Source organism: uncultured Campylobacter sp. (genome assembly GCF_938045625.1).
GTDB lineage: Bacteria > Campylobacterota > Campylobacteria > Campylobacterales > Campylobacteraceae > Campylobacter_A.
Genome location: NZ_CALIAV010000040.1, coordinates 1 through 13,679 on the forward strand (window position 1 = coordinate 1; position 13,679 = coordinate 13,679).

At 46.4% G+C, this 13,679-nt stretch carries 12 protein-coding genes; 7 read left to right on the forward strand and 5 right to left on the reverse strand.

What is annotated here, in order from left to right; translation table 11 throughout:
• Positions 1-638: 638 nt before the first annotated feature.
• From Q0386_RS03495 to Q0386_RS03515, 5 genes are all read left to right on the forward strand, one after another.
• The gene (locus Q0386_RS03495) at positions 639-2,507 is read left to right on the forward strand and encodes a TonB-dependent receptor (protein WP_299027160.1); all 1,869 of its coding nucleotides are present in this window, start codon (positions 639-641) and stop codon (positions 2,505-2,507) included.
• Positions 2,508-2,998: 491 nt separating this feature from the next.
• Positions 2,999-3,961 carry an ABC transporter substrate-binding protein gene (locus Q0386_RS03500; protein WP_299027162.1) on the forward strand — a complete coding sequence of 321 codons (963 nt, stop codon included), beginning with the start codon at positions 2,999-3,001 and terminating at the stop codon, positions 3,959-3,961.
• Positions 3,958-4,755 (forward strand): ABC transporter permease, encoded by a 798-nt coding sequence (locus Q0386_RS03505; RefSeq protein WP_299027166.1) that lies wholly within the window; start codon positions 3,958-3,960, stop codon positions 4,753-4,755. Before Q0386_RS03500 ends, Q0386_RS03505 begins: the two co-directional genes overlap by 4 nt.
• 6 nt (positions 4,756-4,761) lie before the next feature.
• Positions 4,762-5,451 carry an ABC transporter ATP-binding protein gene (locus tag Q0386_RS03510; protein WP_299027169.1) on the forward strand — a complete coding sequence of 230 codons (690 nt, stop codon included), beginning with the start codon at positions 4,762-4,764 and terminating at the stop codon, positions 5,449-5,451.
• Positions 5,444-6,550, forward strand: a complete 1,107-nt coding sequence (locus Q0386_RS03515; RefSeq protein ID WP_367272389.1) for an NnrS family protein — start codon at positions 5,444-5,446, stop codon at positions 6,548-6,550. Before Q0386_RS03510 ends, Q0386_RS03515 begins: the two co-directional genes overlap by 8 nt.
• Before the next feature lies 1 nt (position 6,551).
• On the opposite strand, the gene Q0386_RS03520 is transcribed toward Q0386_RS03515, so the two are convergent.
• The 3 genes from Q0386_RS03520 to Q0386_RS03530 are packed head-to-tail and all read right to left on the reverse strand — an operon-like array spanning position 6,552 to position 9,843.
• Positions 6,552-7,676 (reverse strand): ABC transporter permease, encoded by a 1,125-nt coding sequence (locus Q0386_RS03520; RefSeq protein WP_299027175.1) that lies wholly within the window; start codon positions 7,674-7,676, stop codon positions 6,552-6,554.
• 8 nt (positions 7,677-7,684) lie between these two features.
• On the reverse strand, positions 7,685-8,884 hold the full coding sequence (locus Q0386_RS03525) for an ABC transporter ATP-binding protein (RefSeq protein ID WP_299027177.1): 1,200 nt from the start codon (positions 8,882-8,884) through the stop codon (positions 7,685-7,687).
• Positions 8,881-9,843, reverse strand: coding sequence for an HlyD family efflux transporter periplasmic adaptor subunit (locus Q0386_RS03530; RefSeq protein ID WP_299027180.1), 963 nt, complete (start codon positions 9,841-9,843; stop codon positions 8,881-8,883). The genes Q0386_RS03525 and Q0386_RS03530 overlap by 4 nt, the downstream gene beginning before the upstream one ends.
• 371 nt (positions 9,844-10,214) lie before the next feature.
• Between Q0386_RS03530 and Q0386_RS03535 the strand changes: the two genes are divergently transcribed.
• Entirely contained in the window at positions 10,215-10,760 is a 546-nt protein-coding gene (locus Q0386_RS03535; RefSeq protein WP_299027183.1) for a YceI family protein, read from the forward strand.
• 130 nt (positions 10,761-10,890) lie between these two features.
• Positions 10,891-11,376 (forward strand): molybdate transport repressor, encoded by a 486-nt coding sequence (locus Q0386_RS03540; RefSeq protein ID WP_299027186.1) that lies wholly within the window; start codon positions 10,891-10,893, stop codon positions 11,374-11,376.
• Positions 11,377-11,721: 345 nt separating this feature from the next.
• Here the strand turns inward: Q0386_RS03540 and Q0386_RS03545 are convergent, their stop codons facing one another.
• Both Q0386_RS03545 and Q0386_RS03550 read right to left on the reverse strand, forming a co-directional pair.
• Entirely contained in the window at positions 11,722-12,849 is a 1,128-nt protein-coding gene (locus tag Q0386_RS03545; RefSeq protein ID WP_299027189.1) for a toll/interleukin-1 receptor domain-containing protein, read from the reverse strand.
• Positions 12,850-12,909: 60 nt separating this feature from the next.
• Positions 12,910-13,679, reverse strand: a 770-nt coding sequence (locus Q0386_RS03550; protein ID WP_299027192.1) for a saccharopine dehydrogenase family protein, incomplete at its 5' end; no start/stop codon positions are given.

A 13,679-nucleotide genomic window follows, 5' to 3' on the forward strand; every position in this document is an offset into this window, starting at 1 on the left:
TTGAAGTCAAATTTGTAAATTTCGGCTTCAAATTTTACACACCGAGACCCGCACCCTGAAAATACAAATTTAAATTTGCGACGCTTTGCATCAGCAAAGCAATGTCACCACATCTAACGTGCAGTGGGGTTGGAGAGGGTATGGGAGAGGGTCTGCCTTCGGCAGTTGCGAGTCCGTAGCACGACGCAAAGGAAGGCGACGCTCTACTTCACTTCGCTCGTAGCTGCAAGCAGACCGTAAGTAGAACCCCTTCCTATCCCAAAGTAAAGAGAAAGGTGAACACCAAAGGGAGCTATTTTGCTAGTTTCGCTCGCAACTGCTTCCCTAAATGCTGCGAACGCAAAGCGTGAAGCAGAGCAGAATATAATTCAAGCCCCTTTCTCCTTAGCAAGAAAGATTAAATTTAATGCATAACGCCAAATTTAACCAAATCAAATTTAGCATCTTAAAGGTGTGGGTCTCGGTACGTAAAATTTACGTTTATCAAATTTAACTCGGCTAACATCAAATTTACCGCCGTCTACAAACTAAGCCGCGCGAAATTTATAAATCTTATCTTAACGAAAATCAAGAAATACTCAAATACTTTTCTATATAATTGTGATAGGAAAAATCAAAATTATCATAAAGGATTTTAAATGAGACTAGCTATCAGTCTAGCTGCGGCTGCGACGGCGCTGCTCGCAAACGGCGCAAATCCCGACGTCATAAAGCCGGTAAAGGATTTTACGCCTCCGCCGCCTTATACGCCAAACATCGCCCAAAGCGCGTTTCCTGAAAATCAATTCGACCGCGCGCCAAGGGATGATTATTTTTTCGTGACGGATTTGCTTGATAATTCTATGGATAAATTTCACGTTGCAGGTGGATTTTACGGCAGGACGTTTTACGGTTCGGGACTTTTTAAATACCGCGGCGCAAATTTCTACACGATTTTAAACGCGAACTTTTCTAAAGCCAACCGCTACAAAGACGGCGGCGGCAGAGAGTGGAACTACGGCTACGCCAGGCAGGGGCAAAGCGCGGTCGTGGGTTTCGTGCCTAGCGAGCTAAGCGAGTTTAGATTTACGCTCGTACACGACAACATCGACGACGACAAGCAGCCTCACCATCTCATGGACGCCGTTAAAACCGAGCGATACGTCGGTAAATTTAACGCTCGCATCGGCGCGGAGGATCTATCAAATACGCTAAATTTCGAGTTAATGCTACGCGACGTGAGCAGAAACGCCGACAACTATCATCTAAGGAGTGCGGTGCAGACGGTCAAGGTCGAACTGGATAGAAAAATCGTGGACGCCGAGCTAAAATATGACGCGGACTTGGGCGACTTTCACAATCTCGCAGGTATCAGCTATCAGCACGATAATCATGAGGGCAAAAGGTATCAGAGGCAGCCCAGCGGCTGGGTTTTTAACGGCTATAGGTTCGCGGACGTGACAAATAAGCGAACGAGGATTTTTGATACGCTAAGCTATAAATTTAGCGACGCTCACAAGCTTAGCCTTGCGCTAAACTACGACTGGATGAGGTCAAATTTGCGTGGATTAAACGATGCTTACGCTCCACCGTCAGCCGCCCCAATTTTTGCTTCTTTGGGTACCGTAAAAGGGCTTATCCGCAGCGTTTACGGCTATGATTTTGACGGTAGCGTCAAGCAAGACGGCCTAAGCGCCAGCCTAAAATACGATTTCACGCCAAACGAGCTAGATAGCTACTACGCGGCGCTTGAGAGCTTGCAGCGCATACCCGGCAACATGGAGCGATTTAACACGCTTTACGGTCGGATGGATAACGGCTGGGTGAGCAACCCGCTGCTAAAGCCCGAGCGTCACAACCGCGTAAATTTGGGCTTTACTTATAAGAGCGAATTTTATAAAGATTATTTAAGCTCGCGTCAGGGCGAGGATAGCTTTAGCCTGGGCGGGTACTTTATCGCAGACGACGCGCAGGATCTGGTTATCTACGATCGCCGCCACTCTGCCGCAGCCGCGCCGATAAATAAAAACGCCGTTATCACGCGCAACGTCGATGCTAGAATTTACAGCGTAAATTTGCGCGGCGAGTATAATTTTGCGCGAAATTTCGGGTTAAAAACATCGCTATTTTACAACTATGGACAAAACAAAACCGACAGTAGACCGCTCTATCAAATTCGCCCGTTTGAGGCAAATTTGGCTTTTGATTACAAAGACTACGCGAGCTTTGGCAGCTACAATATCGGCACCGCAGTACGCTACGTAGCAAAGCAAAATAGAGGCGACTTCGATAAATCCACCGGCTTTGGCATCGACAAGCGCGAAGCCGCAAAGAGCTTTACGACGATGGACGTTTACGGCGGATTTGAGTTTAAAAACAGCTGGGGCGTGAGGCTTGGCGTGACAAATATCTTTGATAAAGATTACGCCGAGTTTATCAGTGGCGAGCACGTAGGAGCGCTAGATCCTGATACGGTGGTGCATGCGCCGGGGAGGGCGGTGTTTGTTAGCTTCCACTCTAGTTTTTAAAACTTAAGCGGGTGGCTCGTCTTTTTGCTCTATACTTCGCCTTATCGTTTTACGTTCAAATTTTGAAGTCAAATTTACAAATTTGGGTCGCCGAGACCCGTACCTTTAAAATGCAAATTTAAAATTTGCACTGCGGTAGCGTTAAATCTAACTCGCACGCAGCGCGGCATCTTCTCGCGTTGCATGGCTAGTATGCTGCAAAAAGTTGGATTTTAAAAATTTGAGTATTTAAATTTAACGCTCAAATTGAACAATCCAAATCAACAAAAAACCAAGATTTAAATCAAGATTTTTGATTTAAATCTTAGGTATAATTATCAAAAATAAGTTGAGGTAAGCTCAAATTTGCCTCGAGTAAATTTAGCATTTTCGCGGTGCGGGTTGGGCGAGTCAAATTTAGCGGTTAAATTTTACGATCAAATTTGACGCCTAAAACCGAGCCGCGAAGCGAAACGAAATAAAATTTAAAATCTTAATACAAGGAGAAAGCTATGAACAGACGAGGATTTTTAGGACTTGGCGCGGCACTGGGCGCGACGGCTTTTGCGCCGAATTTGCTTGCTAAAGAGAGATTTGACGTGTGGGGGATGCCCGCGATCCCTAGCACCATGCTGGCCGTGGCGAGCATACAAGGCGAACTAAGCAAAACTCACGACATAAAGCTAAGGATCTGGAACAGCCCCGATCAGCTGCGCGCGGGTGTGGCTAGCGGCGAGATGAAACTAACCGCGGCCCCTAGCAACGTGGGCGTAAATTTAGCCAATCAGGGCATGAATTTCGGCCTGCTAAACATCATGACCAACGGCCTTCAAAACATCCTCGTTAAAGACCCTAGCATCAAAAGCATCGAGGATCTAATCGGCAAAAAGCTAATCATGCCGTTTAAAAACGATATGCCCGACCTCGTGCTACACGCCATCTGCAAAAAACGAGGCATAGATATCTCTAAAATCGAGATCAACTACGTTCAAACTCCGCCCGAAGCCATAGGGCTATTTTTGCAAAAGGATTTCGACGCGGCCCTATCGATCGAGCCGATGAGCTCGGCTGCGATACTACGCGGCAAGAAAATGGGCGTGGACGTGCGCGTGGGCTTTGAGCTGCCTGAGGTTTGGGGCGAGAGCTTCGGTATCAAGCCGTATATCCCGCAGGCCGGACTCATCGTCGATCTAGACTACTATAACGCAAACAGAGATGTTTTTGAGATATTTCACAAAGACATGCAAAACGCTCTAAAATGGATACTAGAAAACAAACAAAGCGCGGCGCAAATCGGCGCGCAGTATCTGCCGGCTCCAGAGCCTGCACTTGCAAATGCGTTTGAGCGTTCAAATTTGACCGTGACTAAGGCTAAGGATTTGACGGACGAGCTTATGAGCTTTTTTGAGGTGCTTTTTGAGCTAAATCCTAAGCTTCTTGGCGGCAAAATGCCTGATAAGAGCCTATTTTTATGATACTCGTCGATAACGTCAAAAAAGACCGCGGCGCGCTTTTAAAGGTCGCGGACTACCTTTGGGGCGGCTTTAGCGGTCTTGCCACGATAGCGCTTATCATCGCGCTTTGGCAGATCGGCAGCGAGCTGGGAGGGGAGTTTTTACTCCCGGCTCCGCAGGCCGTTTTCGTGCGGGCGTACGAGCTTTTGGCCGACTATAAAAACAGCGAGATAAACATCACTCTCGTGCGCTCTCTAGTTGGAGTCGGTACGGCCTGTGCCATCGGTATCACGCTGGGGCTGGTTGCCGGCGCGTACAGAAGCTTTGCCGCGTTTTTAAAGCCCGTGATAACGACGCTGCTTTCTATGCCGCCTATTATTTGGATCGTTTTAGCTATATTTTGGTTTGGGTTTGGAAACGCGAGCACCATCTTTACGATCATTATCACGGTTTTGCCGCTAACCTTTGCTAGCTCGATGGTAGGCATGATGAGCGTTAGCGAGGAATTAAAGGAGATGTTTGACGCCTATAAACTAGGCGTCTGCAAAAAAATTCGCCATCTTTACGTTCCGCACCTAACTAGCCACATCATCAGCTCTCTAAGCGTCGCCGTGGGCATGGGCGTAAAGATCGTCATCATGGGCGAGTTGCTGGGCGCGAACGACGGTATGGGCGCAAAGATCGCAAACGCGCGCGTGATGCTAGATACCACCGAAGTGATGGCCTACGTCGTGCTTACTATCGCTATCATTATGCTTTTTGAGTATCTGGTTATCGAGCCGCTAAAGATCACGCTAATGCCGTGGAAAAGGTAGTTTGCTATGCTGGAACTTCAAAATTTAGAATACGAAATTTTACGCGACAAGGTCGTGCGTGATTTTAGCTTAAAGGTCGGCGCGGGCGAAGTGGTGACGCTATTTGGCGCGAGCGGGTGCGGTAAAACTACGATCCTGCGTCTGATATCGGGGCTTATCGATCCGCGCAAGGGAAAAATAATCAATAAATTTAACAAAACAACCTATCTCTTTCAGGAAAATCGCCTGCTCGAGTGGAAAAATGCGCTCGAAAACGTGCTGCTCGTGATGGATGAGCCTGACGAAAAGACCGTGCTACAGCTATTTGCTAGGCTTGGACTAACGGAAAAAGACGCGCTAAAATACCCTGACGAGCTAAGCGGCGGCATGCGCCAAAGGGTTGCTTTCGTGCGGGCGATCGTGACAAAGCCTGATTTGCTGCTGATGGACGAGCCGTTTTCGGGGCTTGATTATGATATGAAGGAAATTTTGATAGACATCGTCACGCGCCGCGTCGAGGAGGGCATGAGCGTCGTGCTGGTGACTCACGACAGAATGGAGGCCGCGCGCATGTCTAGTAAAATTTGCTTTTTAGCGAGCAAAGGCGCGGTGATCGAGCGAGAGCTGGAGCTTGACCGCGCCTTTTCGCAGCGAGATTTTGCCTACGCTAGCGGCGTGATAGATGAAAATTTTAAAGGAAAAATTTATTATGATTAACGACTTTTTCACCCATCCGATGAGAATTTTTTTCCTTACGAGCGCGGTTTGCGCGGTGCTGGGCGGTGCGGTGTTTTTCACGCCCGTGGATTTTGTTAGCTGGCATAAATTTATCTTTTTGCACCTGGTTGCGGCCCTTGCGTATGCGGGATTTTTGCTAACGGGACTAACGGACTGGACGAATTTTAGCGGAGGGCTTAAAAAGCACGCCTACGCTATGTTTTCTTTTTTTGCGGCGAGTTTTGTTAGCGCGTTTTTTAGCCTATTTGCGGCGCACTTTTTTATGGCGCTTTTTTGGGCGTATCTGGCGGGACTTTGCGTTTATATGATCTGGCTTGATAGAAACGACGATCAGCTGGGCGTTTTAGCATTTTTACTCGGCATTTTAGGATTTGAGATTTACTATCTGCTTAGCGGCGAGGAGAGATTTTTAAATTTACAAATCCACCTGCACGTAATCGCAATCTTGCTCGTATCTTTTCGCGTTAGCGTGGTGCTTGGCAAAGAGGCGCTAAACCGCGAGCCCGGTATGCAAGACGCGGCCTTTGTGCCAAATTTCGTTTATAAAAACATCGCGATCGTTAGCGTTTGCGCGTTTTTGTTAGTTAGCTTGTTTTTTGAAGGCAGCAAGGCGGTAAATTTCGCCGCTATAGCCTGCGGTAGCGCGATTTTAGCTAAGCTAAAAGAGTGGCACTACAAGGAGCTTTTGCGCCATAGCTTCGTGATTTATTATTACTTGATGCAGCTTTTACTGGCGGCGGCTTATGTCGGTTATGGCGCGAGCGGGATTTTGGGCCTGGGGCTGGAGACAAACATGCTGCACGTCATCGCGCTAAACGGCATTATTTTTAGCATTATGCTTATCTTTAACATCGCTGGCCTGCGCCACAGCGGGCAGGAGCTTGAGTTTTTACGCCTGAGCAAGATCGCCTTTGCGCTTGTTATCGTTGCCGGCATTTGCAGGGGCTTTTTGGCTTACGTTTGGAGCGGGTTTTATATACATCTGCCAGCGACGCTTATCGCCGTAGCGTTTGCGCTTTGGCTTATCGATTTTTATAAAATTTTCAGAGATAACGAGTTTAGCGACGATCCGGAGTAGGCTAATCTAGCGTCCTTTTATACCTAGCGAGCGATATGGCCGTGCTAACGCATAAAAACGCCAAAATCGCGGCCAGGTCGTAGTAAAAATCGCTAAGCTGGGCGCTTTTTAGCCATACGCCTCTAATGATACGCAAAAAATGCGTCAGCGGAAAGCACTCGCCGATAAACCGCGCCCATGCCGGCATCCCGTAAAAAGGAAACATAAACCCCGACAGCAGCATCGAAGGCAAAAAGAAAAAATAAGTCATCTGCATCGCTTGTAGCTGGCTGCGAGCTAGCGTGCTAAAGGTAAAACCGACGCCCAAATTTGCAAGCATCAGCAGGGTGCAAGCCGTAAAAAGCGCGGCCCAGTCGCCGATAGCGGGCAACCCGAAAAGCAGCCTAGCTATCAGCAAAAGCGCGCCCACTTGCAGATAGGCTATGAGCAGGTAGGGTAAAATTTTGCCTATCATCACCTCGGCCGGGCGCAGCGGAGCGGCTAGGAGATTTTCCATCGTGCCGCGCTCAAACTCCCTCGTTACTGAGATGCTCGTTAGCAGGATCGTAGTTAGCGTGAGCAAGATACCCATGAGCCCCGGGATGATCTGATAGCGCGTGAGTAGCTCCGGGTTGTAGCGGGAGTGCGCGCGTAGTTCAAATTCGGCTCTAGGCTGCGCGTAGCCGGGCTTGTCTCTAGCCAGAGCTTGCTCAAAGGCTATTTGCAGAGCCGCCGCGGCACCCGAGTTTGCCGATGGATCGGTGGCGTCGGTGGCGATTAAAATTTTAGGCGTTTGGCCTCGCATTAGGTCGCGTTCTAAATTCGGCGGAAAATATATAATAAACTGCGCCTCGCCGCTTTGCATCATGGCTTCAGCTCTGTCCGCGTCCGCGCCGACGTGTTTGACGTCGAAAAACTCCGTATTTTTCATCGCGCTAACTAGTGAGCGGGTGAGTTTGCCGCCGCCATCTGCGATCACTACGGCTGAGGGCAGGTGGCGCGGGTTGTTATTTATCGCGTAACCAAAAAGTAGCATCAGCATCAGCGGCATCGCGATGATCATCGCTAGCGTCGCGCGGTCTCTTAAAATTTGACGAAATTCCTTTACGATCATCGCCGCGGTTCTAGAAAACGAGATAAATTTCATCGTCACTCCTAAAACCGCTCGTCTTTATAAAACTCTAGCAGATGGATGAAAACATCCTCCAGGCTCGCTTTTATCGGCATTAGGTTTAGCTCGTCTCGCGGTACCGCTAGGCCTCTAACCGCCTCTTGCAGCATGGCCTCGTCCTTTGAGGTTACGTGATAGCCGTTACCGAATGCAGAAACGCTAAGCGCGGCGTTTGAGGCTAGCAGCGACGCTACTTCGCCCGCTCTATCTCCGCTTAGCTGCCAGACGTTTAGATCGTAGCCGGCGATGATATCTGATTGCGTGCCGCGGGCTAGGATCTTGCCGTAGGCGATGTATATGAGCTCGCGGCAGCGCTCGGCCTCGTCCATGTAGTGCGTGGAAACTAGCACCGTGATGCCATCCTGGGCTAGCTCGTGGATGATATCCCAAAACTCGCGCCTAGCCTTTGGATCTACGCCCGCCGTCGGCTCGTCGAGCAAAAGCAGCTCCGGGCCGTGCACGAGGCACATCGCAAGCGCTAGCCGCTGTTTCCAGCCGCCAGATAAACTGCCCGCTAGGTGGTTTTGACGCGGGGCTAGGTCTAAGCGGTCTAGGATTTGATTTACGGCGGCTTTTTGGTTTTTGACCGCAAAAAGCCTAGCGATAAATTCCAAATTTTCCCTCACGCTTAGATCGTCGTACCAGCCAAATTTTTGCGTCATATAGCCCGTTTTTAGGCGTATGGCTTCGCTTTGGCTGCGAAAATCATACCCCAGACAGTTGCCGCTACCGCCGTCTGGCTTTAAAAGGCCGCAAAGCATGCGTATCGTGGTCGTCTTGCCGCTGCCGTTTGGTCCTAAAAATCCACACACGCTGCCCTTTTTGACCCTGATATCTACGCCGTCCGTGATGATCTTTTTGCCGAATTTTTTGGTGAGGCCTCTAACGTCGATAGCGTAGTCGCCGCTCTGCGGTTTCGGGCTCAAATTTGGAGTCAAATTTGAGCTTTGGCTTGCGGTTAAATTTGAGGCGTTTGCTAAATTTGACGGTAAATTTGCGTTGCAAAATTTCGCTTTTAACTCGTTTGCTGGATTTAACCCGCTCAAATTTGATTTTCTCTCAGTCTGCGACGGAGCTTTGTTTGCGCCGTAAATTTTGCTACTGTGTGCGTTTAAATTTTGCCCCGGCGAAATTTCGTCTAAATTTGAACGCCGAATTTGAGCGGCAATATTTTGCGCGTTCACGGCTCTAGCCTCGCTCTTATCGGCAGCGACTGGTGCAGGGCGGTTGCGTTATTTTCGGGCACGGCCTCGACTAGATAGACCAGCGTGCTTTGCGAGGTTTGGTTGTAGATGACGGGCGGGGCGTACTCGGGAGCGGACGCGATTTTTACGATGCGAGCGCTAAAGTCCGTGCACCCCTCGCAGCTAATGCGCGCTTTTTGCCCCTCGCGCAGGCTAGGCAGCGCGCCTGCGGGCACGAAAAACCTGATCTTTATCTCATTTGGCGGTAGCAGAGATAGCACTGGCTGCGAGCTTTGGACGAACTCGCCCGTTTTATAAAATATATCTTCGACGAGTCCGGATTTTGGCGCTAGGACGGCGGTTTGCTCTAGCCTGCACCGCGCGGCGCGCTCGTTAGCTTTGGCCGCTTGTATTTTTGCTTTTAGGCTTGTTATCTGCTCGCTTCTAGCGGGCAAATTTGCGATTTTTAGCGCAGCGTTTAGCTCGCTAACTAGGGCGTTTGCGCGGTCAAATTCCGCCTTTGCTGCGTCGAAATCTTTTTGCGAAACGGCATGTTTGGCCAGCAGCGACTTCGCGCGCTCGTAGTTAGCCTCCGCGATCCAAAGCGCGGCCTTGGCTTGTTTTAGCTCGGCACCTATCCGCTCGATCTCCTCGGGGCGCTTGCCCGTGCTAAGGTCGGCTAGCTCGGCTTTTAGAGCTTCTACGTTAGCTTTTGCTGCGTCTAAATTTGCTAGCGCTTCGGCGCTCTCAAGCGCAAAAAGCGGCTCGCCCTCTTGAACAGTGGCGCCCTCTTTGACGCTCAAATTTACGATTCGTCCGCTAACGCTAGGCGCCACGTAAAGATAATCGCCCTCGACGTAGCCGTTAAAAAACGCGCCCCCCTTCTCGTCTGCACAGCCTGCAAAAATCAGGATAAAAAAGGCAAAAAACGCGTAAAATTTGCTCAAATTTAAACCCATTTCGCCTCCTTAAAGCCGCTATTTCATTAGCATTATACCCCGCTTAGTTAAATTTGACTACATTTTAGGATTCCGAGCGGTATCCGAAAAGGAAATATTATCAGCGTGTAGGCTTCGGATAGCACGGTAGAAGCGGCGGTTTTTTATCTCTTTTTAGGAAAGAGCAATTTAAATTTGGAGCAAATTAGTGCGGCGATTATAGTATTTTTTGCGCTCTAAATTTCTTAGATGTGTTTTATAAGTACTGCAAAAACGGTATTACTAATAAAAAAGGATAAAAAATATCCAATTTAAGCATTCTTTGAAGATAGGGGTTATATAATTCCTGTTCTAATGATATTAGTTATTAATCTTAATCTTAAGGAGAGTGTATGAAAAAAATTATTTCAGGTGCGCTTGTCACATCTATTTTGGCTGCTTCGGCATTTGCTTTTAGTGTAGATGGCAACCCTAGCGTCAAATTCGTTGGTTATAAGTTAGCTAACAAAACAGCCGTCGAGGGTACGTTTAAAGATCTTGGCTTTAAAAGCGCGGAAAATGCAAATTTTGCCGATTTTCTAAAAACCTTTGAGTTTAACATCGATCCTAAAAATATCGATACAAAGCTTCCCGATCGCGACAAACGTATCGGTATAATCTTTGACGGTAACGCAATAACAGCTAAAATCGTATCCGTAAGCGGCGACGAAAAAGCGGGCGAAGCTGAAGTCGAAGTAAGCGTCAAAGGAAACTCCAAAGCCTACAAAACGCAGTACACGGTCGAGAGCGGTAAGCTAAAAGCTAAAATAGGCATCGATCTGTTGGCCGATTTCAAGCTAGACGAGACTTTTGCAAAATTCGCTACCGCTTCTAAGGCGTTTCACGGTGGCAAAAGCTATCCCGACGTAGAAATCTCTCTGGAAGCTAAAATAAAATAACTTTCAAATTCGGCGCGAACGAGTTAGCTTGCGCCGAATTTGCCTCTTTATCCTCGTTTTTTATTCTATAATGCCGAAAAATCGATAACTTAAGATATAATGAGCTTTAAAATTTAATTTAAGGCGAAAAATGACGACGAAAGAAAATAAAAAAGGGGCGGTAAGCGCGCTATTTTTGGCTATTGCGCTGTTTGCGGCGGGGTGCGCGGGGTATTTTTATTACGGCATAGGCGGGACCGGCATTTTTACGATGGTCGTTGCCGTGATCTGCGCCGTTTTTTGCGTGAAAAAGATATTTCAGGTTAGCTTTCTAAGCATCGATGACGACGGATTTTTAGTGCAAAAGGGTGGCAAAAACGCCAAATTTTACTTTAAAGATATCGAAGAAATCGGCATTCGCATGGTTGATGCTAAACGCAAAATTGACGTTTTAAACGTGAGATTTAAAAGAGGCAGGCTAGACCGCGACGCGGCTGATGGCCTCATGCAGCCTATCGGCGACGACGATGCCGTGATATACGATAAATACGAGCTCTCAAAGCACGAGGTTTTTAAAATTTTAAAGCAGAAATTTGAGGCGCTAAACGCACAAAAAAGCGAAAATAAGAGAAAGTAAAATTTAGCTCGGCCCGCCGACGCCAAATTTGATTTCTGGCTTTGGCGACCGAAAATTTACGAATTTGATTAAAATTTGAGTCAAATTTGCAAGGCTAAATTTATTTATTAAAATACGCCGCGAGCGCTTAACCAAAAAACAGCGCTATTATCCAATACATCACTTGCGGCGTGCCCGCAGAAAACGTCCGCGAGTATCATGCAAAAAATAGCAAAAAGCAAGGATACCGCTACTGTATTGAAGAGCCTATAAGGGCGGCGTATTCGAGTGTGAGGTGATTTTTGGGGGCGCTAGTTGTGTAACAAAAAGTAGCTAAATTTTGTTGCTATGAACCTCAAATTCCTTTTAATCCAAATAAATTATATCAGTTGTCTTGAAACGACTTGCCCAATTTTCTATGGTTTTTGGAATTTTATTTTTGTATCTTTGTTCTGTTGTAAAGTAGTATACTTTTTCTGCATCAGAGTAGGCGCCCCAAATTTCTTTATTATCATCTACCATTAAAATCGCAGCATAGTCACTATAAAATCCTGGAACAAATGCGTCAATTATAGTTGCTTTAAAGTCATCAAGATTATCAATGTACGCACTGCTACTACCAAAGCATTTTAGAAAATCTTCCCATTTGGATTCTGGACTATAATTTTCTAAATCATGTTTTTTATCTTTAGTGATTAATGCATATATTTTTGATAAAACAAAATCATCTATGATGTCATCATAAAATGTAAAAATATCCTTTTGAAATTCATAAATACCGTCGAAATATGCACCTCTGCCACACAAATTTTGACAGTTTATTGGCTCTATTTGAATTCCATCTTTTATTTTCACAAATTTAATTTTACTTTCATCTTCTTCAAATACAGCTTCATTTTCTGATATAAATTTAGCATATTCATTTTCCAATATACCCAAATATGCTCCATTTTGAACCGTTAAATCAAAAATAAAACCATTTTGTTTTACGTCTTTTATAAGCAAAGAGCCTGTATTACTAAGCACAATACTATTTCGCTCCCATTTGCCCCACCATCTTTGATTAAAAATTAATCCAATTTTCTTAATAAAAAAATCAGCTATGTCTTTTGGTGTTTTGTTTTTGGCGCTTATATATGCCAAATTTTCATTAAGACCAGGCAATTCTGTATTATCAAATTTAACAGGAAGTATGTATTCTTGTTCTATTTCGTTTAGTGCTCTTACTTGAACAGATCGATACTCATGCCTGGTCCACTTTTTATTTTTATATTGCTCGGAAATAAAAACTATTGTGTATTTAGCCTTATTTTGATAAATATCTTGAAGGTATTCAAATAAGTTTTTCCCCCAAATTTCATCTTGTTTAAAATCATCATAAAATACTTTTACACCAAAGTTTTTAAGAAAAATAGCAACCTCTTCTACATACTCTCTATTTTCTCCAGCAAATGAGAGTGCGACATCATACTCGTATATTTTATTTTGTTTCATATTTTCCCTTTAGAGTTTATATAGTTCAAAAAATTAAATTACAAGTATATTATAAGAATCTTACTTTACTTCATACCTCTCACCAGGTTTCATTTCTATCATCTCCCACGGCAAGCCCTGTTTATTTAGTTCATCCATGAAAGGCTTGGCGTCGAAATTTTCCATATTAAAGACGCCTTTGCCACTCCAAATGCCCTTTGCGACCATCATCGAGCCGATCATCGCAGGCACGCCCGTCGTATAGCTCACGGCCTGCGCGCCCGTCTCGGCGTAGCAAGCCTCATGGTCGCAGACATTGTAGATATAGACCTGGTGCTCTTTGCCGTCTTTTAGCCCTCGGATTACGCAGCCGATGTTTGTTTTGCCTTTTGTGCGAGGGCCGAGCGACGCAGGATCAGGCAGCAGGGTCTTTAAAAATTGAATCGGGATTATTTTCACGCCGTTATGCTCGACCTCGTCGATCCGTAGCATGCCGACATTTTCTAGACATTTCATGTGAGTTAGATAGCTCTGTCCAAAGGTCATGAAAAAGCGGATTCGTTTTAGCCCTTTGATGTTTTTTACTAAGCTTTCCAGTTCCTCGTGATAGAGCAGGTAGCTATCTTTGACGCCGACTTTCGGGTAGTCCCACTTGAACATTATCTCCATCGGCTCGGTCTCTTTCCACTCGCCGCGCTCCCAGTAGCGGCCTTTTGCGCTCACTTCGCGCAGGTTGATTTCTGGGTTGAAATTCGTCGCAAACGGATATCCGTGATCGCCTGCGTTGCAGTCTAGGATGTCGATCTCGTGGATCTCGTCAAAGAGATTTTGCTGTGCGTAGGCGCAAAATA